A 21,910-nucleotide genomic window follows, 5' to 3' on the forward strand; every position below is an offset into this window, starting at 1 on the left:
TCGACATCAAGACCTGGGCAAGAGGGAACGATTCGAGCATCTCCGAGCCATGTCCGGCGATCGTGTCGCGCTGCGCTTGAAGCGCTTCGATGTTCGCCGCCAGCTGGGGAATGACCAATTCTGCTGCCGCCATGCCGGGTACCGTGACAGTTTGCTCGGCAAGGGCGGCGAAAATTGCGAGGGTATCAGGGTCCTTCTTGGCGCGGTTGCGTATCCACTTCAGGACCCGGCCTCGACCTGCGGCGGCCAGTTTTGTCGGACCTTCGTAGTGGATGAGCGAGTCCAGCACCAGCGTGCGCGAGAGAATCTCGCCTGCAAAGACGCGCTCGAGTGCGGGGTGAATCTGTGTGAGCACGCTGCGAAGGCTGTTTTTCGTTCGGGTGGCGTCTTTGGCGATGTCGTCGTGGAATCCGGCGAGCATCTTCAGCGCTGCTAGTGTCTCGTCGTCGCGGTCGACTGCCCGCAGTGTGTGCGGCATGGTGCGGGCGGTGTCGGCGATGATGAATGCATCCCGGCGGCGGTTTTTGATCGCCCGGGGTAGAGGTCGGCTGCTTTTCGCATGGCTAGGTCGGGGAGGTCTCCGACCGTGCAACCGCAGTCGCGGGCCACTGCGATGGGCAGGGCGCCGATGGTGTTGGGTTGATCGACGACCATGAGAACGCCGCCGTGGGCCTGCATGGACGCGAGGATTTCGCGCTGTGCGGCTTCGTCTTGGGGCAGTGGTTTGTCATAGATTCTCTCGCCGGTGGTGGTCAGCGCGCTGGCATGGTGGTCGGTTTTGCCGACGTCGAGGCCGATGATGATGTCGGGTGTTGTGGACGGTTCCATGGTGGTGTCCTTCTGTTGCGGCTGGTCGCCGGTGTCTTGGACATCCGTTGCAGGCACCCACGTTACGACGAGACCTCTGTTTGGTCCGTGGCCCTATTAGCTGTCAGCGGTTGTCCCCGGTGTCCGGTGGCAACACCCCCCGGATTATGGAAATGTTCACGCAGATAAGCCATACCGGGCCCGGTGACCGCGCCCCGTGAGGGGGACACCATCACGGTAACGGATCGAACGGCGGTCGTGAATTCGCACCTCAACAACGCCTGCAACTTAGACACTTTTTCACCGGCTCCTTGGGCGGGATTGGCTTACTTTTCTTGAAGTTTTAGGCCTACATCGGCACTCTCCAGAAGTTGTAACTAAACCGAACGTTCGTTACAGTTACTGGAATGACAAGTACCGACCACGCCGCTTCCACGAGGGCTAATCCGTCCACTCCAGTCACCCACAGGTGGGTCTTCCTCGCTATCATCAGCGCCGGCCTACTACTCATCGGCATAGATAACTCGGTGCTCTACACTGCCCTGCCAGTTCTGCGCGAGCAGCTCCACACAACCGAGCTGGAGGGCCTGTGGATCATCAACGCCTACCCACTGGTGATCTCCGCACTCCTCCTCGGCACAGGCACTCTGGGCGACCGCATCGGTCACCGCAAGATGTTTCTTGTGGGCCTGACGATTTTTGGCTTATCTTCCCTGGCCGCGGCCTTTGCGCCGCACGCCTGGGCGCTGGTCATCGCCCGCGGCTGTCTAGGACTGGGCGCCGCGACCATGATGCCGGCGACCCTCGCACTGCTACGTGAGACCTTCCGCCACCCTCGTGAACTTGCCACAGCTATTGGCATTTGGTCTGCCACGGCAACACTGGGTGCCGCCGCTGGCCCCGTCGTTGGCGGTTTCCTATTGGAGCACTTCTGGTGGGGCTCAATCTTCCTTATCAACATCCCTGTAGTAATTTTCGCAATCATTGGCACGCTGATTTTTGCTCCGCCGAATCAGCCCAACCCAGCCAAGCGCTGGGATTTCCTCACCAGCCTCTACGCGATGCTGGCCATGCTGGGCCTGGTTTCGCTCATTAAGGAACTCGCTGGTCATCGCTCCTCCACCGTCATCGTCGCAGCTATCGCCTGCGGGCTAGTGGGCGCGGTACTGTTTCAGCGTCGTCAGGCACGTCTCACTGAACCCCTCATCGACTTCTCCGTCTTCCGTTCGCGGATGTTTTCCGGTGGCGTGCTGGCAGCCGCGCTTGCCATGTTTGTCCTGGCAGGCGCCGAATTGATGACGACGCAGCGCTTCCAGATTTCCGTCGGATACACACCACTCGACGCAGGCTTGCTAGTTGCCACCGCGGCACTGGCGTCCTTGCCAGTTGGTGTCATCGGCGGCATGGTGCTGCATCGAGTGGGTTTCCGCACACTCATCACCGGCGGATTCCTCCTCAACGCCATCGGCCTGGCAGGCATGTACCACGGTGTTTCCTCGGGCAATTTCCCGCTCATGATCGCAGGATTGATACTGCTCGGCGCGGGCGCAGGTTCTGTGATGTCGGTGTCGTCGACCGCGATTATCGGCTCAGCCCCGAGGTCAAAGGCCGGTATGGCGGCGGCGATGGAATCCGTGTCCTACGAATTTGGCACACTGATCACCGTCGCAATCACAGGCAGCCTCCTACCCATGTTCTACGCCTTGTTCACGCCTGTCGACGCCAGCATCTCACTCACCGATGCACTTCACACGCCAGCGCTTAACGACGGCGCCCGCGCCGGCCTCGACAGTTCCTACCTGGCCATTTTGATTATCCTGGCTGTCGTTGCTGTCATTGCAGCGATTGCGACTGCGGTGGCATTCCGCGGCAACCCGAAGGAGACTGAATATGCGCACGAGTAAGCGCACTGCCATTCTCGACACAATCGTTGAGATTATCGAGACAAACGGCTTTTCCGAGGTCACCTACGAAAATGTCGCAACTCAATGCGGAATGAGTAAATCAGGGTTGATTTACCACTTCCCCTCCCGCGAAGACATGATTCGCAGCGTCCATGAGCACATGGCGCAGCTATGGGAGGAAGAACTGATTGAAGCCGCGGGCGGGCCCGCAGAGGAGGTCTCCCCCGCCAACCGCTTACGCGCAAACCTCCAGGTCTCGCTGGATACGGCAACGAGAGCTGAACTACTTATGTCCATCGACTCTGCCGCAGACCCGGAGCTGCGCGAGATTTGGACGCGCCTTTTGCGCCGATGGAATCCCCCGGTGGAGCAGATTGCCACCGACGAGGACGCCTGTATGGCCTACGTTGTCCAGATGATCTCCGATGGACTCTGGGCTAACGACTATCTCAATGGCAACCAGCTCACGAAAGCACAGCGCAAGGCAATCGCCGAGGCCGCAGCAAAGCTGATTCCAGAGTCGATGGAGTAGCCAGCTCTAAACGCCCTTGCGCTGAACGTCCTTGAGCTCGGAGTCAGTAGCCAGGCCGTAGTTAGCACCCTCATAGACGGCCTTTGCTCGACTCGTTCCGCCGAGCACATACTCACTAAAGGACAGCACCAGCGAGCCAAGCACATTCTTGGACGGATCATCCAGGTAGGTGCCGTGGTAGGAACCGGTGACTACCGCTTCCCAGGCGGGCCCTTCAGCATCGCGGTAACCACGTCGATCCGCATCAAAAGGAACGATGTCCTCGTGCTCCGCAATGGCGACCAGGCTTGGAATCTCCGGCGGTGTGGAGATTAGTCCAGCGTCGGAAGGCCCTGGGTTGATGGCAACCAGACCGCGGGTGACCATATCGATACCCGCAGCCTGGAAGGCTTTATCCATCCTGTTGTTCAGGAAGATTGCGGAGCCACCACCCGCAGAGTGCCCGACCAGCATCGTGCGGGAGAAATCGATCTTGCCTGCAAGTGGTGTGGACTCGTCCTCATTGGCCGCTGCGGCAACTGAAGCTGCCAGCACCATCTGTGGCGCGAACCAGTTGGTGAAGTTGTAGCCAAGGGCCACGACGTATCCGTGGCTTGCATAGAGTCGCGCTTGCGCGTCGTACATACCCGGCTCAGTACCAATGCCAGGGCTGAGAACCATCAGTGGCGCAGACTCCATGGAGTCAATATCCGCCGGGTAGATAAGCTGTGCGCCAACTGGGGAGGCGTTGGCCGATTCAGGCAATACGTCGTAGCAGCCGGTGGTGTCGTGGAGACCGTGGAGGTCCCGCAGTACGCGGTTATAGATGGTGTAGACGACACCATCACATGGCAGTGCTTCGCGGGTTGCGGCAACTGGATGGGAGCCCATCGCTCCGAACTCCTTGCGCAGCTGCCCCGCCTCTGGGGCGAACGGCTCGGTGATATGGCCACTTTCGCCACCGGAGATGACGCGGTTCACGCCACCCATGACATCCACCAGACCACCGCCAATTTTGTCCACGGTTTCCGAGTTCTGGTAGTCAATAGTGCTTTCGCGTGCAGTGATATCCGGCAGCTGACCAATGCGCGGTGCCGCCTGCGCTGGCACCTGTCCGCCGAGAACTACACCAGCTGCGAGCGAGAGAGCAGCCACCTTCGAGAACGTACGCCCCTCCCCTCGGCGGGATGCCGACACGGCCTTTCCGGCGGCACTTAGTGAACCAATCATCGTTTTTCCTTAACTCTTGCCAAAAGCCTTGGAATACGAATCTACCTAATGCGTAAAGACGTACGTAAAGACAGAATCATCCTCCCCCATACTTCACCCCTCAAACAATCATTCAGGGCGCTACAAATGTTCACTCTCGCCCACAATTAGCACTATTACCCCCATTTCCTACCCCCTTTCTAAGAGTGCGCAAACTCAGAAAAACCCACCTCACCACCGTTACCCACATATTTTTATTACCTTTTTCCACAAACGCCTCCGCTGCCTCCCCGCCAGCGCATACCTTATTGACACCAAGGAGAAAGCGGTCACGCCCACGCTCACTGTTAACCGACAACCGAGTGTGCATGGCCCTTAATAAAACCCCCGAACAGAAAAGAACTCCCACAATGAGAATCGGCATCCCTTTAGAACCCGATCCCCAGCAAACAATTGTGGCTGCGACCCCGGAGACCGTCGGCAAACTCGTCAAGCTTGGCTACGAGGTCGCCGTGCAGGCTGACGCCGGCCTGGCTGCTAAGTTCACCGACGCGGACTACGAATCCGCCGGTGCCACCATTGTCGACGAGTCTGTCTGGCACAGCGATATCGTCGTAACGCTCGACACTCCGCCGGAGCAGTTCCGTGCACTGCTTAACGACGGTGCCATGCTGATCAGCCGACTTGCGCCAGGCCGAAACGAAGAACTGGTCGAAGAGCTCGCGCAACGCAACATCACCGCCCTTGCTATGGATGCAGTTCCCCGCATTTCCAGGGCACAGTCGATGGACGTACTGTCGTCGATGGCCAACATCGGCGGCTACCGCGCAGTAGTCGAAGCGGCTTCTGCATATGGTCGCCTTTTCACTGGTCAGGTGACTGCCGCAGGAAAGATGCCACCAGCTACCGTTTACGTCATCGGCGCTGGTGTCGGCGGACTTGCGGCGATCGGTACGGCCAACTCTATGGGCGCGGTTGTTAAGGCAACAGACCTGCGCCCTGAAGCCGGTGAACAGGTCGAATCGATGGGTGCAGAGTTCATCCCGATTCCGGCCGCCACCGAGAAGTCCGAAGATGGCTACGCCAAGGAAATGACCAATGATCAGGCTGCCGCTGCCGCGAAGCTCTACTCCGAGCAGTCCGCGCAGGCTGACATTGTCATTACCACCGCGAATATCCCTGGCCGTCGCTCTCCACTGCTGCTGACTGCTGCCGATGTTGCAGCTATGAAGCCAGGCAGCGTCATCGTCGACATGGCTGCCGCCGGTGGCGGCAACTGCGAGATGACCGTTCCAGGCAAGACCATTGTCACTGACAACGGTGTGACCATCATCGGTTACACCGACCTTGCAGGACGTCTGCCCGCGCAGGCATCGTCGCTGTACGGCCAGAACATTTTCAACCTGTTCAAGCTGATCACGCCGGAAAAGGATGGCTCTCCAGTTCTCAATCTCGAGGACGAGATTATCCGTGGCATCACGGTGACAAAGGCTCGCTCACAAAATGGCGCCGGCGCTACCGGAGCTGAGATTCTCTGGCCACCACCGCCAATCAAGGTCGCTGTCACCCCTGCTGCCCCACTGCAGGAGCAGCAGGCTCACCAGGCCGCATTAGAAGAGAATGCGCCGGAGAAGGTTTCCTTCATGGGATCTGGCCTGGGCTCGAAGATTGCTCTGGGCCTGACGGCACTGCTGGCAATTGTGGTTATGCTCAGCGCACCGCACAGCGTGAGCGCCAACTTCATGGTTCTCACCTTGGCTATCGTGCTTGGCTTCTACGTAATCTCCGCGGTCACGCCGCGCCTACACACACCGCTGATGTCTGAGACCAACGCGATTTCCGGCATTGTTCTGGTGGGTGCGATTCTCCAGGTGGGAAGCTCCAACCTGCTGGTTTCCGGTCTCGCGTTCGCGGCCATCGTGGTTAGCTCCATCAATATCTTCGGCGGTTTCGCCGTCACCGACCGCATGCTTGGCATGTTTGTGAAAGAGGAGGCATAAAGTCTAATGGCTAGCATTGATACTGCTTCGCTTCTGGACTGGACCTACCGCCTGTCCAACGTCGGCTACATTGTCGCCGCCGTCCTGTTCCTCGCTGCCCTCTCGGGCCTGTCCAAGCCGGAGACCGCTCGCCGCGGTAACTCCTTCGGTATCGCCGGTATGGCTGTAGCCGTCGTCATTGCCATCTTCCAGGCACTCGTCACCGCAGACACCAAGCCGGATACTCACTTCTCGCCGCTGATTACCCTGATTCTCATCGCCGTCGCTATCGGCATCGGTGGTGTCATCAGTATCAGTCGCGCACGCCGCGTTGCCATGACTGGCATGCCGCAGCTGATTGCACTGTTCAATGGTCTGGTCGGACTCGGCGCTATCTTCATCGGCTTCAACTCCTACATCTTCGCCGAAGATGTAGCCCCCGATGCCCTGAAGTTCCACTTCGGTGAGGTCTACATTGGCGTCTTCATCGGCGCTGTGACCTTCACTGGCTCCATCGTCGCAGGCCTGAAGCTGTCTGAGAAGATCAAGGGCTCGCCGCTTCTGCTGCCGGGCCGCAACGCTCTGAACATTGCCATTCTGGTGGTCACTCTGGTTCTCCTGGCTGTCTTCATCGCAACCGGCACCGAGGGCGGCGCCATCGCATGGGCATGCATGGTTGCAGTGACTGCTTTGGGCCTGTTCTTGGGCTGGCACCTGGTCATCGCCATCGGTGGCGGCGACATGCCGGTTGTCGTGTCCATCATGAACTCGTACTCCGGCTGGGCCGCCGCTTTCACCGGTCTCATGCTTGGCAACCCGCTGCTCATCATCACTGGTGCGCTGGTTGGTTCCTCCGGCGCCTACCTGTCGTACATCATGTGTGAGGCCATGAACCGCTCCTTTGCCAACGTTATTCTGGGTGGCTTTGGCTCCGAGGCTTCGTCGGGAAGCGCCGTGGAAGGCTCCCACACCGAGGTCAGCCACGAGGACACCTCCGAGATTCTGCGTGATGCAGACAAGATCCTCATCGCTCCGGGTTACGGTATGGCTGTGGCACAGGCTCAGTACGCTGTTGCTGACCTAGTCCGTAACCTGCGTGAGGCCGGCAAGGAAGTGGTCTTCGGTATCCACCCAGTCGCTGGCCGCCTGCCGGGTCACATGAACGTGCTGCTGGCTGAGGCCAAGGTTCCCTACGACATCGTGCTGGAGCTGGACGAGGTCAACGATGACTTCGCTGATGTGGATGTCACCCTGGTCATCGGTGCAAATGACACCGTCAACCCGATGGCAGAGCAGCCGGGCTCCCCGATTGCGGGTATGCCGGTGCTGAAGGTGTGGGAATCTGAGCGCGTGATTGTTCTCAAGCGTTCGATGGGTTCGGGTTACTCAGGCGTGCAGAACCCGTTGTTCTTCAACGAAAACACCGACATGCTTATCGGCGATGCGAAGGCCAGCGTCGACTCTCTGAACCGCATCCTGGCGAGTTCGAAGGTCAACGCTTAAAACTTCAGGCAAGCAACGCCGTACAAATCGGAGCCTAAGTACTTTCCCCTAGGACCCGTCACGAACCATCGTGATGTGCTCAATGCCGGCTTCCATGAAGGTCTCCCCGATCTCATGGAAGCCGGCTTTTGCGTACACAGCCTTCGCCTGCGTCTGGGCATGCAGAATCAGCCCCGTATCCGGGTGGTCAGCGATGACCTGCTGCAGCAGTTTCGAGGACAACCCCCTACCCCGGCTCGCAGCATCGACGACAACTCGGCCGATGGTGCGCGGGTAGCTCGTCGAGAACTCATCGAGCGTGTCAATTACACGCAAGTACGCAATAATCTTGCGGGAGTCATTGTCGTCGCGGATGAAATAGTGCTCCGCGGTAGCTTCCAGGTCGCGCCAATCCATTTCCGGCTCTGTACAGGACTGCTCAAGATAGAACACATCGGTGCGCAGTGCCGAGATGGAATACACATCGGTCGCACTGAGTTGAGAAAAGGAGGCGTGTTCAATCATGGTGGCTGATTTTACTGCGAAGAACGGTGTGACGCTCATAGCTGGCAAACGTAGTGGCGCACCATCGCGCAGAATGAAGCCGCAGACCTATACCGCCCGCACCCGGCGGAATTGTACCTTCGCGCCGGGCACCAATTGCCCGGCCCTCGACAATGACGGCTCCGTCAACACACCAATGACCGGATATCCACCCGTCGCCGGATGATCAGGACCGAAAATAATCGGCTGCCCCGATGCGGGCACTTGTATCGCACCGGGGACCATTCCCTCGCTTGCCAACTCATGGGTGACCTGGCGCTCAAGAGTAGTCCCATTCAGCCGAAGTCCGACGCGGTTGGCCTCTTGCGTCACGGTCCATGTCTCGTGAAAGAAATCACTGACGCTTTCCCGCGTAAACCAGTCCGCCCGAGGGCCAGGAACAACATCTAAGCGCGCAGCCTCGCTCGACCAATGAGGCGCGGGATAAATTGCGATTGACGACCCCGTCGAATACTCCGGGTCGCCGACCTGCAAGACCTGACCGGCCTGCAAAGGCGCTGGGCCGAGCTTGCCGAGCGTATCGTATGACCGCGAGCCCAGCACTTCCGCGACATCGATGCCCCCTCGAATCGCGACGTACCCGCGAAGACCTGCATCGAAGGTACCAAGCCGCACAATTGCCTTCGCCCCGACCACAATTCGACTATTCATCGAGGTCTTGATGACCTTGCCATCCTGCTCGACAGTCACCTCACCGTGGGCTCCTGCGAAGGATATGATTGCTCCCTCCGCTACTTGGAACTCCAACCCGCCGACGACGCACTCAAGCACCGCCAGGCTTTCTTCGTTGACAACCATCCGGTTAGCAGCTGCCGCGGACTCGTGGTCGAACGCACCGGAAGTACTCACGCCCAGGCTGCCTTGCCCTGCACGGCCCAAATCCTGAATCGTCGTCAATATGCCGGGTCGAATAATCTCGATAGAATTCTTCATCTCTTCCGCCCCCTTTTTCTACGCCGCACTCACCGTAGAAGTCGCTTCAAATTGCACCTCAACCCCGGGCTCAAGCAGCGCCGGATTAGGCCGATTCAAGTCCCACATCTCCACATCTGTATGTCCCAAGAGCTGCCAGCCACCGGGCGAATCGATGGGATATACACCTGCGAATTGGCCCGCAAGTCCGACGGAGCCCTTGGGAACTCGAGTGCGCGGCGTCGTAAGGCGGGGAATATCAAGCGGCTCTGGCCACCCCTGACCGCTCCCGCGCACCATGTAATAAAAGCCCGGCGCGAATCCACCGAACGCGGCCGTCCAAGGGCGTTCGCAGTGCCAATCGATCAACGCTTGAGGGCTCATCCCAAGGCTTTGTGCCAAGGACTCAAGGTCCGCGCCGTCATAGTGAACGGGAATCGTCATTGTTTTTCGCTTGTCGACGGTCTGCCTCTGCGCATTGTTGCCCCGCAGCGCGGTTTCTACTGCGCCGAGGTAACGACGAGCCGGTCCGCGAAAGCGAAGAAGGAGCGTTTGGGCTGCAGGTACCCTGTCAACGAGTCCCTCAATCTCAGCCGCAGCAGAGTGTGCACGAAGTACCTTCGCCAACGGATTGGCCGATGATGAATAGTCGATAAGCAGCGCATTTGTTCCCATAGGGCGAATCTCGGCCATGGCGGTGCTGATCCTTTCTTTCTTGCGGGGTTGAAAAACTGCGGTTGATAAGACCGGTGTGCGAGTCCGCGCTATACGTGGGCAGCGACAGTGACTCCGGCGTCGACGAGCCCTTGGCGAATCATACGGGAGAGTTCGACCGCACCAGGGGTGTCTCCGTGCAAACAAATAGAGTCAGCCTGCACGGTCAACGGTGAACCGTCGTAGGCGACGATTGGTTCCCCGCTAGCCATTGCAATGACGCGTTTGACGACGGCATCGGGTTCTACAATGACCGACCCCTCGAGTACTCGGGACACCAGAGTTCCATCGGAGTTATAAGCGCGATCTGCAAAAGCTTCCCTAATCACAGGGAGGTCCGCGTCGAGGCTGAGCCGTTCGATGACCGACCCCGGCTGCGCCATAATGGCAAGCTCATCTCCGCAGGTGGAGCGAGCGAGCAGGAGCGCCTCCACCACTGCAGCGGCCTGATTTTCATCCACTGCGATGCGGTTGTAGAGGGCACCGTGGGGCTTGACGTAGGAAACTTCGGTACCCACCGCCCGTGCACATGCCGAAAGTGCACCAATCTGGTAGACGGTTTCGGCTCGCAATTCTCGATGTGCGTAATCCATGCGACGTCGTCCAAACCCGGGGAGATCTCGGTAGGCGACGTGCGCGCCGATGCGAATTCCGCGCGCAGCAGCTGCCTCACAGGTCTCCATCATGACGCTAGCGTCACCCGCGTGATACCCGCAGGCAATATTGGCACTGGTCACAATGTTCAGCAGAGCGATATCATCACCCATCTTCCACGAGCCGAACGCTTCCCCAAGGTCAGAGTTGAGATCGATAGTGGCGCCCATAAACGTCACCGCTCCTTCCAAGTAATAATGCTGGTCTTTGTACCGTTGTTATGTTGGTTCTCATCTGAGCTGTGCGAGAAACCGGGGGGGATTAGCCGAGCATTTCAAACACACCGCCGAATGAGCGCCACGCCAAGAACCAGGCGACTGCGACACCCAAGATTCCGATAGCCGCCAACCACTTCGGGTACTTGTAACCATTCATGAGATCCGCACGGAACAGCGCGATGTAAATCAGCACACTAACGCCAATTGGAAGAACCAAACCATTGAAGGCTCCGGCGAAAACCAACAGCGTCGCTGGAGCCGTACCGATGACACCGAAGAGCAGCGTGGAGATTGCAATTAGGACAATGGTGATCGTGTTTTGAGTCTTGGCTCCAGCACCCGAGGAACGAGTCAGAAATGTTGCTGAGGTGTAGCTGGCACCCACAATCGACGAGATTCCCGCAGCCCACAGGACAACGCCAAAGAAGCGCATACCCCAATCTCCTGCCGCAGCTTGGAATGCCTCTGCAGCGGGGTTTCCATCCGTATTGAGGACCACGCCACCCGCAACCACTCCCAAGACAGCTAGGAAAAGGAGGAAACGCATGATGGCTGTGACGATGATGCTCGTAACAGATGAGCGAGTGGTCTGTGCGAGGTTCTCTACACCGCCGGCGCCAGCATCAAGCATGCGGTGAGCGCCAGCGTAAGTAATGTAACCGCCAACAGTGCCACCGACGAGCGTGATGATTGCCAACAAATCAATCGTGTCGGGCATGACCGTGTTCTTCAGTGCTTCCCCTACTGGCGGGTTAGAACTGAACGCCACAATTCCAGTGACCAGAATCATCACGACACCGAGCACAACGAGTGCCTTGTCCAGCGCCATACCCGCCCGCCGGGAGAGGAAGAAGCCAATGGCGAGGATTGCAGTAACAATGCCGCCAATCTTTGCGTCCACGCCCAACATCGCGTTCGCACCAAGTCCAGCACCGCCGACGTTGCCAATATTGAAGACCACACCACCGATGACAATGAGAATTGACATTAACCAGCCCAGCCCCGGAAGCACGGCGTTGCCGAGCTCCTGCGCGCGGCGTCCAGAGACAGCAATCACTCGCCACACGTTGAGCTGAATCGCGATATCAAGAAGCACCGAGATCACAATGGCAAAGGCGAAAGCCGCGCCAAGCTTGGCCGTAAAGGTTGCGGTCTGGGTGAGGAAGCCCGGCCCGATAGCACTGGTCGCCATCAGGAATACGGCGCCGAGGAGTGCCGTTCGCCGCGCCTTATGGGCAGATGTTGAAGCGTCCATAGCGTAAGGCCTTTCCCTACAAGTCTGACGATTCCCACGTTGAAGGATTCCTACGTTGAAGATCGCCTGCACAGAGATTGTTGAACAATGTCTCGTATGTTAATTGGTGATGGCCGCCACACAAAAGTGCTTTAGTAGTCTGTATTACATGACTACCCCCGGAAACATCCTCGACGATCAGACCCGCACGTCCTCTGGGGAAAAACAACAAGACGTTTCAGTAGCGGATGTCACCGCAACTGTCCTGCGCCGAGAGATTCTCGCCGGAAAGCACTATAGCGGCGAGCAGCTCCGTGAAACCCAACTTGCTGCGCGACTGCAGGTCAGCCGCAACACCATCCGACAGGTCTACCGCAAGCTGGAATCTGAGGGGTTACTCACTCATATTCCTCATCACGGCGTTTTTATAGCCTCCTTCGACAAACAACGCATCCGCGAACTGTATGCCTTTCGCCATGTCGTCGAATGCGGAACACTGCGATCGCTAAGCAAGAGCCAGGCAAAGCTCCTCGGCGAAGAGATTCTTTCTATTTGTGGTTCACAGTCATCATTGAACCTTCCCGAACGGAATAATGCCTTTCACCTCGCCATCGTCAGAGCTTCCGGGTCCCCCGACCTGTTAGCCACCGCCGAATCAATTCAGGCCCAACTCCGTCTTTGCTTCCTCTCCTACCCCCAAAGCATCGAACTCCATGCCCGATACGCCGATCGCCACATCAGTATCGCCAAAGTTCTCATCGAGGACACCCCAAACCACGCCGCCGACCTCCTCAGCGCCTACCTCAATGAGTCGTTCAGTGCCGTCACCGCTGCCCTCCCGCTTGCCGACCGTTGATAATTAGCTGCTAGGACTACAGTGATGGACATGGCAGCAAATTCAGGCAACGCATACGCAATGACCATTCCGGAGTTCGGCCCCGCTGACATTTTCACCAGGACACTTATCGATCATGCTCAGCCCGGTCCCGGCGAAATCCTGGTCAAAACCACAGCCATCGGCGCGAATCCGCTGGACTACAAGATGCGCGATGGCTCTTCCGGTCTGTGCACAAAATTCAACCCTCCCGCCGTCCTCGGACGCGAAGCCGCGGGTGAAGTCGTTGCCGTCGGCGAAGGTGTGGACAGCTTCGTCCCCGGCGACCGTGTCTTCGGCATGCGCGGCTTCGACGACTTCCGCGGCACCTACGCAACGCACAACGTCTTCCCCGCCGACGGTGTGGTCCGAACGCCCGATTCGCTTGACGACGTTACCGCTGCGGGTCTTGCCCTAGTGGGAATCACGGCGACCGTCGCTGTCGAGCAGCTTGCAAAGGTAAAAAGCGGTGACACCGTACTCATCCATGGTGCAGGTGGCGGTGTTGGCCAGCTGATGACACAGCTGGCGGTTGCCCGTGGCGCAACTGTGTTGGCCAGTGCGTCGTCACGCCATCATGAAAAACTAGTGGGCTTTGGCGCGCAGCATATTGATTACACAGCGGAAGATGTATTCGAGGCTGTGCGCCGGCGGTTCCCCGAGGGCGTTGATGTTGTGCTCGATGGCGTGTACTTCGACACTTTCCTACCCTCGCTGGATGTGTTGGCATCGGATGGTCGGATTGTGGCGCTGCCTTCACTGGCCGACCTGACACCGGCGAGGGAACGTGGCATTGAGGCACACATTCCGGCCATTTCGAATGACACGACTATTTATGCCGACCTGGCCGACCGCGTGGTTGCCGGTGAGATTTCACTTCCTATCGGCCTGACTAAGAATCTCACCGAAGTCGCGGAGGTCCACCGAGTATTGGAAGACGGGCACGCTGACGGCAAGATTGTGATGACCGTCGAGTAAACCAGGCGCGTTACTACAGCTCGCGACGAGCGTTCTGATACGTCTTCGTCAGCGAGCACCACAGCTCGTCGGCATCAGAGATGGCTTCCACCAGCTCCCGGTTGGTCATAGTTTCGCGCTGCTCGCGCAGTCGGTTGTTTAGCTTCCGGGCACGAGAGAGCTCACCGCGTAGCTCGATGAGCTCCGGCGTAGCCTCACCGGAGGCAAATACATCCTTGTAGATGGTGCCGACACCCATTGTGGTGTTCACATTGTCCCAGGCAGTAAGGATTGCGGTGAGCTGGTACTCGGTGTCCATGGCAATCTGCTGCAGCTCCGCGTGATTACGCTCGGCGAGCTCGTGCGCCTCAGCACTACGGCGCACACCGGCCCACGCCTGGTATGCGATGAGAATCGCAAGCACCAAACCCGCCACTGGCAATGCATATTGCAGAATCCACAGCGTGACACCGAAGAGCTGAATAATCAGGCCAAAAAAGAAAAATACGACAATGACCGTCACGCACCCGTTGTCGGAGCCTGAACGTTTACTCACCGCGGTGTCACCTCCGCCGCAGCATTCAAGATCGCATCGGCCCCCAGGTGGCTGGCGTAGCCAAGTCCAATGGCTGCTGCCAGAAGGAGTATTGCCAGCAGCGTATAGACGATTGCCTCTTTGACAGTGCTAGTAACCGCAATGCGCTGCTCTTCGTAGTCAACCAGGGCACGCATGTCTTTGGTCGAGGCATTCAATCGACGTTCGAGGTCAACCATGTGTTCCTGCTGCTCGGCGCGTGAGATAGCGATGGCATTCAACGGCACATCAACACTCTCGACACTGGCATATGCCTGCCGACGAGCACTCTTCACGCTGTCGAACGACACTGACGGTGCGGGTGGCACTTTCGTCGGCCCAGTGAGATTCCGCGACACCTTATAGTAAGAGCGCGCTGCGGCTCTCGTCAGTTGGTTGTTGGAGTCGCCTTGATTGCCCATAGTGCCGAGTCTGCCACATGAATTTTCTTTGGCTCGTTATCGCCCACCTCATCGATGATGGCGAAGACATGCATACCTGCATATGGTGCGGCTTCGGCTCGGAGCACGGTCCCCGGGCCTACCCCTGATGTCGCCAAATAGCGCAGTAGTTCAGGGTCGGAGTCGTTAATGCGATCGACTACCACCATCGCGCCGGCTTCGATATCCGTCAGGTCGGTGCGCACTGCGCTGGCGATGGTACCGCTTGCGCTGGGAATTGGATCGCCATGCGGATCGCGCTCAGGGAATCCCAGCATTGCATCAATGCGACTGATGAAATCATCCGAGACCGCATGTTCAAGCTTTTCGGCTTCCTCGTGAACCTCATCCCAGGTGTATCCGAGAGTCGAGACCAAGAAGCTTTCAATAAGCCGGTGGCGCCGCACCATGATTAGCGCAATATCCCGCCCACGGTCCGACAGGCTAATGCCCCGATACGGCTCGTGGTTGACAAGGCCACGTGCAGCTAGCTTCTTCACGGCCTCGCTGGCGGTGGGCTTCTTTTCACCCATCCGCTCAGCGACATCGCCAAGTGCCACTTTTTCACCGGTGCGCTCGTGCAAATCCCAAATGACCTTGAGGTAGTCCTGGGTCTTTGCTGGTAAATCCTCCACGTGCATTCTTTAGACTCTAGCGTTATTGCGTGTTGCCGCAATCTTGAGGGGGACATAGAAACAGCCGGCGCACACGCCAATGCAGCCGCCAACTGACAGATTCGCCGCCACCGCAATGAATAGCCCCACCAGGCCAATCGCGATACCCATCAATGGCGCCAACACGAATAGCAAACGGGTATCGTTCACTACCCCAACGAGCGCAGCTGCCGGGGCAGCTAGCAGCGCGATGGATAGAATCGTGCCGACAGCCGGAATCAGCGCCACCAGAGTCAGAACGATTAGCCCGCTGATGACCAGCTGTGCTTTTCTCCTCGAATGCGCGACCCCGAAAGACTCCGGATCGAATGTGAAGTAAATCAGCTGGCGCCACCGAGCCACCAGCACCAACGCCACCAGCAGCAAGAGCCCACCCGACAGCGCAATATCAATCTTGTTCACGTTAAGTACGCTGCCGACCAGGAAGCTTTCTACCTTCACCGGCAACGGGGCGAACCACTTGTTCAGGAAGTAGCCCAGTGCGAACCCAAATGTCAGCACAATTCCTGCCGCCGAGGACGTCGTTCCCACCTTTGACAGACCGAACAGTGCCCCAATCGGAATACACATCAGAAATGCTCCGATAAAGAGGAACACCGAAATCCACGAGTGGCTCAGGCCGAGCGCTGCCGCAATAACAACGCCCACAACCGCGCCGGGAAAAGTCGCATGTGTAATCGCTTCTGCGAAGAACACTTGTTTTCCCAGCACCGCGAGCACCCCAACTACTCCAGCCAGGGCTCCTACCAGTATCAGTTCGATAATGGGCAAAATCAGGATGCTAGACACGGTCTCCTCCCAGCACGACGCGCAGCCCCAGTGCCATGAAATACAGTCCCACCGAGGTCAGCGCGACGACTGCCTGAGGCGACACCGGCCCCAAAGGCACCAGTGCCAAACCAACGATTCCGCTGAGGCAGCCCACTGCAATCGCAATCGGCACCATCACATGAACTCGGCGAGTCAGCAGTCTCGCCGCCGCTCCCGGCACGACCAGATATCCGACTACCAGAAGCACGCCCACAGCGCTTGCCGACGACACCACGACCGCAGCAATCGCCGCGTTAATGGTGAGGTCGATGCCCCACACATTGACGCCTGCGGCTTTGGCACCGAAGCGATCAAAGGCAACAAACACCTGCCGGCGCCAGGTCACTGCGATAAGAACCAAGGCGATGGCACAGACAATCAGGGCGCTGGTGAGACGGGAGTCAGTGACTTCCAGCAGTCGCCCGAACATGAGCGCTTCCAGCTGTCCTGACTGGTCACCTTTCTTCAGCGAGAGAATCACACCGATGGAAAAGAAGCTGGTCAGTACAACTGCCACTCCGGCTTCCGACATGTGCGAGCGCGATACCAAGGTCAGTGCTACTGCCACTACCACCGCAAATGCTGCAGCCACCGGGATAATCATGTCGATGCCGCCGAATACGGCACCGGCCACAATTCCGGGAAAAATCGAATGCACCATGGCCTCGGCATTGAACTCGAGGCCACGCAGGTTCACGATGACACCGACCAGGCCAGAGACCGCCCCGAGGGCAATCAGCAGCACTAGTGGCCTGAACATGAAAGGCGCTACCCCAAGCTCATTCGCAAGCTCAGTCCACATAGGCTGGCACCAACTTCGAGGTCGCACCAAAAGCCGGCTGCTCCGCCACAATTAATGTGTTTTCGCAGGTCTCCTCAGCAAGAACAAGATCATGGGTGGCCGCGATAATTGCCGTGCCATTTTCCTTCAGTTCGTTGAGGAGATTCAGCAGCATCGCCCGATTTTCAGTGTCGAGGCCGTTGAACGGCTCGTCGAGAAGCACGAGTTGCGGACGTGCGACGATGGCACGCGCCAACAGAACGCGTTGCTGCTGACCACCGGAGAGGTTGCCGAAACGTTCACTGGTGCGGTCGGCAAGCCCGACTTTGGCTAGCGCTGCGTGGATGCGTTCTTTGCGGTGTCCAAGCGGTTGGAAGGGGCGCAGTTCGTGCAGCACCCCCATGGCGACGACATCGAACGCCGTGACCGGAAAAGTGCGATCGAGGTCTGCCGACTGCGGGACGTAGGACACAATCTTCGCGTTGTTGTGCATCTCACCAGCGAGAAGACGAGTCCCACCTAGGATTCCGCGCAGCACAGTCGTTTTTCCAGAGCCATTGGCGCCGATGAGTGCAAGCCCGGTACCCGGCGCGACATTGGCGGTGATGTGATTGACGATGGGTACCGCCGTGTAGCCGAATGAGGCATCGCGGAGCGTGACTATGGGGTCAGCAGACATGGGGTTAGCTAAGCGGTTACGGCTCACTTGATGCCCTCTGGCAGCGGCGCGACAGTTCCGTCCCATGCCGTCACGACCTGAGTGACGTTGTGGATGATTGAACCAATGTAGGTCTCGCCGTCACTTCCGGCCGGACCTAGCGAGTCGCCGTAGAGTGCGTCCTCACCAACGATGGCCTTGACACCCGCGGCCTTGGCAATCGCCTCAATTGACTTCGAGTTGTTCGAGTTTTCCGCAAACAGCGCGGTTGCACCCGAGTCCTTCACGGTCTTTGCCGCCTCGGCGATATGCGCGGCCGTGGCATCCTGCTGCTCGTTGAAATCAGACAGCGCTGCGCCGATGAAGTTGATATTGAACTCGTGGGAGAAGTATCCAAAGGCGTCGTGGCTGGTAAACAGTACAGGGTCCGACACAGTGGCGATGGACTTATTTGCCCACTCATCCAGCTGATCCAGCTTCTCCTGGTAGACCGCAACGTGGTCGGCGATGGTGGACTTCAGCTCATTGTCACCACGTTCCTCGGCGACCTTTTCCAGGGCGTAGCCGATGTTGGCAACCTGAATCTTGGCGTTCTTAGGCGAGGTCCATACGTGCGGATCGAAGCGAAATTCCGCCTCCTCACCGGGCTCTTCCGGCGGGAATGGCCATGGGGAGACATCAATCTTTTCCACACCTCGGTCAATGGTGTAGTTACCATTCTTCGCCTTCTCTGTCGGCAGTGGCTTGGTTTTGTCCATATCCTTGGCCGCCTTCATGGCATCTACGTCACCTGCAGTGAGAACGCCACTGGTCACTGCCATCGTTCCGGAAAAGCCCGAGGACTCAATCGCCTGGTCCAGGAAGTGCTCCAGATCGACTCCGTTGACGAACAAGAGATCCGCGTTACCAGTCTTGCTCAGCTGCTCATGGGTCATTTCCAACTCATGAGCCGTTGCATTCGGCGCCAACAGGCAGGTCAGATCCACTTCATCGATGTCCAGCTGCTTCACGTAATCACAAATCTGCGTCGTGGAAGCCACGACGTTGATTGGGTTCTCGCCACTGGCTCCCTCACTGCTATCGCCACACGCTGCAAGGCCAGCGCCGGCTAGCAAAATCGAAAGGCCCACACACATGGACTTGGCTGATCGCGAAAGCTTTCCGGAAATTGTCATGTTGGTGTCCGCTCTTGATTGTTTGTTCCTGCTTTACGACGGCTACGCTGACCGGCCGCTTCAGTAAATCGGGTCACCTTAGGGGCGGTTGGGGCGCACTTCGCCGTTCATCTATCACGTGTGAGAGTAAACCTAACGACAGCGATTTTCAACCTATTGAACTTAAGTGTTTTCGGTATGACATTTTTTAAGGATAAACATTGAACAACCCCTATCCACAGGCCGTCACGCCACAGCGCCAACCTTCACGCCACAACATCAGCCATGATGGAGACATGGAAGCGAAGATTTATCACAACCCCCGCTGCTCAAAGTCCCGCCAGGCTCTCGCCGTATTACGCGAAGCCGGCATCGAGCCGGAAATCATCAAGTACCTAGACACTCCTCCAACCAAGGCCGAGCTGCGCTCGCTAATCGAGGCGGCAGGCCTGAACGTCATCGATGCCGTGCGCACCAAGGAAGCAGAGTTCAAGGAACTGGAACTCTCCAAGGACTCCAGCGACGAGGAACTTCTGGACGCAATGGTTGCGCACCCACGCCTGATTGAGCGCCCGTTTGTCGTCACCAATAAGGGGGTACGGATGGCGCGCCCCACCGAGGCTATTAACGACATTCTCTAACCAATGACATGCGTTAATCGCCTTTACACCAACCCCCTCCACAGGCCTCCAAGACCGGGAAGTTAACAACCCGTTAATAGGGGATAAAGTCGCTGTAAACTCACCGCTGAAACGATAAAGCTATCCGCCTGCCGCCCTAGCCACCCGCACAGGTTGCACCAGAGGCAACGGCGGCCTTCAGCGAAAGGACTCTCATCATGAGCAGTCAGAGGCTCGGCTGGCTCAGCGCCCCCGGCCCAGCAGCTCCCCTTCCCGAGGAAAAGATTGCCCCGACCTACCGGACCTGGCGGTTCAACGTCTTCATGGGCATCTTCATCGGCTACGCGGGCTTCTACCTCATCAGAAATAACATCCCCCTGGTGTCCGCTGTGCTGGAAAAGCACGACCTACTGGGTGCAGCCGGAATTGGCATCGTAGCCAATGCGGTTCTCTTCTCCTACGGCCTATCCAAGTTCTTCATGGCCATGCTCTCCGACAGGGCCAATGCCAGGTACTTCCTCCCGCTTGGCCTAGCACTGTCCGCGGTCGTAAACCTCTTTGTTGCGTTCGTCCCAGCCATCAGCGCCTCTGTTGCGATTTTCGCGACAGTCATGTTCATCAATGGCTGGTTCCAAGGCATGGGCTGGCCTCCTTCTGGACGCGTTGTCGTCCACTGGTTCTCGACATCCGAGCGCGGCACTTTGATGTCGATCTGGAACACTGCCCACAATGTCGGTGCCGCCGTCGGTGGTGCTCTGGCAGCCTGGGGCTTGCATTCGTTCGCCACTTCCGATGCCGACTGGACTCCCGCATTCTGGCTACCGGCGATTGTCGCGCTCGTGATTGCTGCCATCGCATTCCTGCTGATTCGAGACAACCCGCAATCCATGGGACTGCCTCCGGTAGAGGAATACCGTAACGACCCAGACAAGGTCGAAGGAACTAATGACGAGGCACAAGAACCCTGGTTCGCAATCGTCAAGAACCATGTTCTTACCAATCCGGTTATCGTCATGTTGGCGCTGGCCAATGTGTTCGTCTACGCACTTCGTTACGGCGTTCTCAACTGGATTCCGATTTACCTGACAAACGAATTGCACAAGACCAACGTCACGGGCGGAATCATCGGATTCATGCTCTACGAGGGCGCAGCAATTGTGGGCACCCTGCTGTGCGGATGGGTCTCCGACAAGGTCTTCAAGGGTTGGCGCTCAGGCGCCGGCATGCTCTTCCTGATCGGCACCGGCATCACCATTTTCGCATACTGGCAGCTACCCGCTACGGCACCATTGTGGATGTTCTATGTGCTCATCTCCCTGATCGGCGCACTCATTTACGGCCCAATCATGCTCATCGGACTGCAGGCCATCGACCTCTCGCCTAAGTATGTTGCGGGAACCGCAGCTGGTTTCACTGGATTGTTCGGATACCTTCTCGGCGCAACACTCGCCTCCACTGGTGTCGGTCTCTTGATCGACTTCGCAGGCTGGAATGTCACATTCGCAACCCTCATTGGAGTTGTCGCTATTGCGTTTGTCCTCATGATCTTCGTCGGCAAGTACGAGCGCGAAGTCATGCACAAGGCAGATGAAGCCCGCACCAAGACAGCTCAATAGCCACTCAATAGCCGTCAGTCACGGTGTTGCCAGTCGAATCCCGGATTCGCTCCGTGAGTCCAAAACGGTCGCAACGTCGCCAATTCATCGGTACACTCTATGCCGCAAACGAAAAAACGCGAATAGACATTAAAAATGGAAGGAGTCTTCACCATGGGACTTATGGACAAGGCCAAGGAAGCACTGAGCAACGAAGAGAACACCGACAAGGTTCTGGACAAGGCTGAGCAGCTGGGCAAGGACAAGCTCGGCGAGGACAAGGCCGACCAGATCAAGAAGGTTCGCGACATGGCAGACGAGCGCCTGGGCGACAAGAAGTAAGCTACAGAGCTTCTTCACCCCGCATTAGCACCCTGTTTTCACAAGGGAGCTGGTGCGGGGTTTTGCTGTTCTTAGGGGACCCCACAGCCCCACCGACACGCCTTTATTGACAATTATTTTCAAATTGTCCATCATTAACCAAGTGAAAACTATTGTCGATAGAGCTTCTCTTCCGCGCACTCGAAAACAAAAACTTCGAGCCCGGCTCTTCGGCTTTCTACTTTTCCTGGCCGTCCCCGCCAC

22 protein-coding genes and 1 pseudogene are annotated in these 21,910 nt (G+C 57.9%); 9 read left to right on the plus strand and 14 right to left on the minus strand.

The annotated features are described in order from the left end of the window. Positions 1 to 828: pseudogene (locus tag HMPREF2849_RS07785) on the minus strand (IS110 family transposase); the annotation flags it as partial. Positions 829 to 1,214: 386 nt separating this feature from the next. Here HMPREF2849_RS07785 and HMPREF2849_RS07790 point away from each other — a divergent pair. After that, entirely contained in the window at positions 1,215 to 2,711 is a 1,497-nt protein-coding gene (locus HMPREF2849_RS07790; protein WP_070566446.1) for an MFS transporter, read from the plus strand. Beyond that, positions 2,698 to 3,243 (plus strand): TetR/AcrR family transcriptional regulator, encoded by a 546-nt coding sequence (locus tag HMPREF2849_RS07795; protein ID WP_069359590.1) that lies wholly within the window; start codon positions 2,698 to 2,700, stop codon positions 3,241 to 3,243. The genes HMPREF2849_RS07790 and HMPREF2849_RS07795 overlap by 14 nt, the downstream gene beginning before the upstream one ends. 6 nt (positions 3,244 to 3,249) lie before the next feature. Here the strand turns inward: HMPREF2849_RS07795 and HMPREF2849_RS07800 are convergent, their stop codons facing one another. Then, positions 3,250 to 4,452 carry an alpha/beta hydrolase gene (locus tag HMPREF2849_RS07800; RefSeq protein ID WP_070566444.1) on the minus strand — a complete coding sequence of 401 codons (1,203 nt, stop codon included), beginning with the start codon at positions 4,450 to 4,452 and terminating at the stop codon, positions 3,250 to 3,252. Positions 4,453 to 4,841: 389 nt separating this feature from the next. On the opposite strand from HMPREF2849_RS07800, the gene HMPREF2849_RS07805 reads away from it, so the two are divergent. Together HMPREF2849_RS07805 and HMPREF2849_RS07810 are read left to right on the plus strand one after the other, a co-directional pair. Continuing rightward, entirely contained in the window at positions 4,842 to 6,431 is a 1,590-nt protein-coding gene (locus HMPREF2849_RS07805) for a Re/Si-specific NAD(P)(+) transhydrogenase subunit alpha (RefSeq protein WP_070705968.1), read from the plus strand. A 6-nt stretch (positions 6,432 to 6,437) separates the two neighbouring features. Then, positions 6,438 to 7,913 (plus strand): NAD(P)(+) transhydrogenase (Re/Si-specific) subunit beta, encoded by a 1,476-nt coding sequence (locus HMPREF2849_RS07810; protein WP_070862843.1) that lies wholly within the window; start codon positions 6,438 to 6,440, stop codon positions 7,911 to 7,913. 48 nt (positions 7,914 to 7,961) lie between these two features. Here HMPREF2849_RS07810 and HMPREF2849_RS07815 read toward each other — a convergent pair whose 3' ends face one another. The 5 genes from HMPREF2849_RS07815 to HMPREF2849_RS07835 form a co-directional block, all read right to left on the minus strand. Beyond that, on the minus strand, positions 7,962 to 8,417 hold the full coding sequence (locus tag HMPREF2849_RS07815; protein WP_069359594.1) for a GNAT family N-acetyltransferase: 456 nt from the start codon (positions 8,415 to 8,417) through the stop codon (positions 7,962 to 7,964). Between the two features lie 87 nt (positions 8,418 to 8,504). Then, entirely contained in the window at positions 8,505 to 9,389 is an 885-nt protein-coding gene (locus HMPREF2849_RS07820) for a 5-oxoprolinase subunit C family protein (RefSeq protein ID WP_049172680.1), read from the minus strand. An 18-nt stretch (positions 9,390 to 9,407) separates the two neighbouring features. Next, positions 9,408 to 10,061, minus strand: coding sequence for a 5-oxoprolinase subunit B family protein (locus tag HMPREF2849_RS07825; protein ID WP_049172678.1), 654 nt, complete (start codon positions 10,059 to 10,061; stop codon positions 9,408 to 9,410). A 71-nt stretch (positions 10,062 to 10,132) separates the two neighbouring features. Next, the gene (locus tag HMPREF2849_RS07830; protein WP_049172677.1) at positions 10,133 to 10,906 is read right to left on the minus strand and encodes a LamB/YcsF family protein; all 774 of its coding nucleotides are present in this window, start codon (positions 10,904 to 10,906) and stop codon (positions 10,133 to 10,135) included. Positions 10,907 to 10,997: 91 nt separating this feature from the next. Continuing rightward, on the minus strand, positions 10,998 to 12,209 hold the full coding sequence (locus HMPREF2849_RS07835) for an NRAMP family divalent metal transporter (protein WP_070862844.1): 1,212 nt from the start codon (positions 12,207 to 12,209) through the stop codon (positions 10,998 to 11,000). Positions 12,210 to 12,357: 148 nt separating this feature from the next. On the opposite strand from HMPREF2849_RS07835, the gene HMPREF2849_RS07840 reads away from it, so the two are divergent. Both HMPREF2849_RS07840 and HMPREF2849_RS07845 read left to right on the plus strand, forming a co-directional pair. Beyond that, positions 12,358 to 13,044 (plus strand): GntR family transcriptional regulator, encoded by a 687-nt coding sequence (locus HMPREF2849_RS07840; RefSeq protein WP_070549497.1) that lies wholly within the window; start codon positions 12,358 to 12,360, stop codon positions 13,042 to 13,044. A 30-nt stretch (positions 13,045 to 13,074) separates the two neighbouring features. Continuing rightward, on the plus strand, positions 13,075 to 14,040 hold the full coding sequence (locus tag HMPREF2849_RS07845; RefSeq protein WP_224783800.1) for a quinone oxidoreductase family protein: 966 nt from the start codon (positions 13,075 to 13,077) through the stop codon (positions 14,038 to 14,040). A gap of 13 nt (positions 14,041 to 14,053) precedes the next feature. Here HMPREF2849_RS07845 and HMPREF2849_RS07850 read toward each other — a convergent pair whose 3' ends face one another. The 7 genes from HMPREF2849_RS07850 to HMPREF2849_RS07880 all read right to left on the minus strand — a co-directional run bounded on the left by HMPREF2849_RS07850 (position 14,054) and on the right by HMPREF2849_RS07880 (position 19,131). Further along, positions 14,054 to 14,575 (minus strand): hypothetical protein, encoded by a 522-nt coding sequence (locus HMPREF2849_RS07850; protein ID WP_049172672.1) that lies wholly within the window; start codon positions 14,573 to 14,575, stop codon positions 14,054 to 14,056. Beyond that, positions 14,572 to 14,889: a hypothetical protein gene (locus tag HMPREF2849_RS07855; protein WP_126107947.1), complete on the minus strand. Its 318-nt coding sequence runs from the start codon at positions 14,887 to 14,889 to the stop codon at positions 14,572 to 14,574. Before HMPREF2849_RS07855 ends, HMPREF2849_RS07850 begins: the two co-directional genes overlap by 4 nt. 92 nt (positions 14,890 to 14,981) lie before the next feature. Then, positions 14,982 to 15,674, minus strand: coding sequence for a metal-dependent transcriptional regulator (locus HMPREF2849_RS07860; RefSeq protein WP_049172669.1), 693 nt, complete (start codon positions 15,672 to 15,674; stop codon positions 14,982 to 14,984). A 3-nt stretch (positions 15,675 to 15,677) separates the two neighbouring features. Continuing rightward, the gene (locus HMPREF2849_RS07865; protein WP_070862845.1) at positions 15,678 to 16,496 is read right to left on the minus strand and encodes a metal ABC transporter permease; all 819 of its coding nucleotides are present in this window, start codon (positions 16,494 to 16,496) and stop codon (positions 15,678 to 15,680) included. Continuing rightward, positions 16,489 to 17,319, minus strand: coding sequence for a metal ABC transporter permease (locus HMPREF2849_RS07870; RefSeq protein WP_016422353.1), 831 nt, complete (start codon positions 17,317 to 17,319; stop codon positions 16,489 to 16,491). Before HMPREF2849_RS07870 ends, HMPREF2849_RS07865 begins: the two co-directional genes overlap by 8 nt. Beyond that, on the minus strand, positions 17,309 to 17,977 hold the full coding sequence (locus HMPREF2849_RS07875) for a metal ABC transporter ATP-binding protein (protein ID WP_042388536.1): 669 nt from the start codon (positions 17,975 to 17,977) through the stop codon (positions 17,309 to 17,311). The genes HMPREF2849_RS07870 and HMPREF2849_RS07875 overlap by 11 nt, the downstream gene beginning before the upstream one ends. A gap of 23 nt (positions 17,978 to 18,000) precedes the next feature. Further along, complete coding sequence (locus tag HMPREF2849_RS07880) at positions 18,001 to 19,131, minus strand: metal ABC transporter substrate-binding protein (RefSeq protein ID WP_070862846.1); 1,131 nt, start codon at positions 19,129 to 19,131, stop codon at positions 18,001 to 18,003. Between the two features lie 275 nt (positions 19,132 to 19,406). On the opposite strand from HMPREF2849_RS07880, the gene arsC reads away from it, so the two are divergent. The 3 genes from arsC to HMPREF2849_RS07895 all read left to right on the plus strand — a co-directional run bounded on the left by arsC (position 19,407) and on the right by HMPREF2849_RS07895 (position 21,667). After that, a complete protein-coding gene (arsC, locus tag HMPREF2849_RS07885) occupies positions 19,407 to 19,751 on the plus strand; it encodes an arsenate reductase (glutaredoxin) (protein WP_069359604.1) in 345 nt (114 codons plus the stop codon). A 197-nt stretch (positions 19,752 to 19,948) separates the two neighbouring features. Further along, positions 19,949 to 21,346 (plus strand): MFS transporter, encoded by a 1,398-nt coding sequence (locus HMPREF2849_RS07890; protein WP_049172657.1) that lies wholly within the window; start codon positions 19,949 to 19,951, stop codon positions 21,344 to 21,346. A gap of 153 nt (positions 21,347 to 21,499) precedes the next feature. Next, a complete protein-coding gene (locus HMPREF2849_RS07895) occupies positions 21,500 to 21,667 on the plus strand; it encodes an antitoxin (protein WP_016422348.1) in 168 nt (55 codons plus the stop codon). Positions 21,668 to 21,910 lie beyond the last annotated feature (243 nt).

The sequence above is a fragment of the Corynebacterium sp. HMSC073B01 genome, from assembly GCF_001838255.1.
Taxonomy (GTDB): Bacteria; Actinomycetota; Actinomycetes; order Mycobacteriales; family Mycobacteriaceae; genus Corynebacterium; species Corynebacterium jeikeium_D.

Excerpts from the sequence above, each read along its gene's own strand:
- HMPREF2849_RS07790 (WP_070566446.1), top strand. The coding sequence starts at position 1,215 with ATGACAAGTACCGACCACGCCGCTTCCACGAGGGCTAATCCGTCCACT.
- HMPREF2849_RS07795 (WP_069359590.1), top strand. The coding sequence starts at position 2,698 with ATGCGCACGAGTAAGCGCACTGCCATTCTCGACACAATCGTTGAGATT.
- HMPREF2849_RS07800 (WP_070566444.1), bottom strand. The coding sequence starts at position 4,452 with ATGATTGGTTCACTAAGTGCCGCCGGAAAGGCCGTGTCGGCATCCCGC.
- HMPREF2849_RS07805 (WP_070705968.1), top strand. The coding sequence starts at position 4,842 with ATGAGAATCGGCATCCCTTTAGAACCCGATCCCCAGCAAACAATTGTG.
- HMPREF2849_RS07810 (WP_070862843.1), top strand. The coding sequence starts at position 6,438 with ATGGCTAGCATTGATACTGCTTCGCTTCTGGACTGGACCTACCGCCTG.
- HMPREF2849_RS07815 (WP_069359594.1), bottom strand. The coding sequence starts at position 8,417 with ATGATTGAACACGCCTCCTTTTCTCAACTCAGTGCGACCGATGTGTAT.
- HMPREF2849_RS07820 (WP_049172680.1), bottom strand. The coding sequence starts at position 9,389 with ATGAAGAATTCTATCGAGATTATTCGACCCGGCATATTGACGACGATT.
- HMPREF2849_RS07825 (WP_049172678.1), bottom strand. The coding sequence starts at position 10,061 with ATGGCCGAGATTCGCCCTATGGGAACAAATGCGCTGCTTATCGACTAT.
- HMPREF2849_RS07830 (WP_049172677.1), bottom strand. The coding sequence starts at position 10,906 with ATGGGCGCCACTATCGATCTCAACTCTGACCTTGGGGAAGCGTTCGGC.
- HMPREF2849_RS07835 (WP_070862844.1), bottom strand. The coding sequence starts at position 12,209 with ATGGACGCTTCAACATCTGCCCATAAGGCGCGGCGAACGGCACTCCTC.
- HMPREF2849_RS07840 (WP_070549497.1), top strand. The coding sequence starts at position 12,358 with ATGACTACCCCCGGAAACATCCTCGACGATCAGACCCGCACGTCCTCT.
- HMPREF2849_RS07845 (WP_224783800.1), top strand. The coding sequence starts at position 13,075 with ATGGCAGCAAATTCAGGCAACGCATACGCAATGACCATTCCGGAGTTC.
- HMPREF2849_RS07860 (WP_049172669.1), bottom strand. The coding sequence starts at position 15,674 with ATGCACGTGGAGGATTTACCAGCAAAGACCCAGGACTACCTCAAGGTC.
- HMPREF2849_RS07870 (WP_016422353.1), bottom strand. The coding sequence starts at position 17,319 with ATGTGGACTGAGCTTGCGAATGAGCTTGGGGTAGCGCCTTTCATGTTC.
- HMPREF2849_RS07875 (WP_042388536.1), bottom strand. The coding sequence starts at position 17,977 with ATGTCTGCTGACCCCATAGTCACGCTCCGCGATGCCTCATTCGGCTAC.
- HMPREF2849_RS07880 (WP_070862846.1), bottom strand. The coding sequence starts at position 19,131 with ATGACAATTTCCGGAAAGCTTTCGCGATCAGCCAAGTCCATGTGTGTG.
- arsC (WP_069359604.1), top strand. The coding sequence starts at position 19,407 with ATGGAAGCGAAGATTTATCACAACCCCCGCTGCTCAAAGTCCCGCCAG.
- HMPREF2849_RS07890 (WP_049172657.1), top strand. The coding sequence starts at position 19,949 with ATGAGCAGTCAGAGGCTCGGCTGGCTCAGCGCCCCCGGCCCAGCAGCT.
- HMPREF2849_RS07895 (WP_016422348.1), top strand. The coding sequence starts at position 21,500 with ATGGGACTTATGGACAAGGCCAAGGAAGCACTGAGCAACGAAGAGAAC.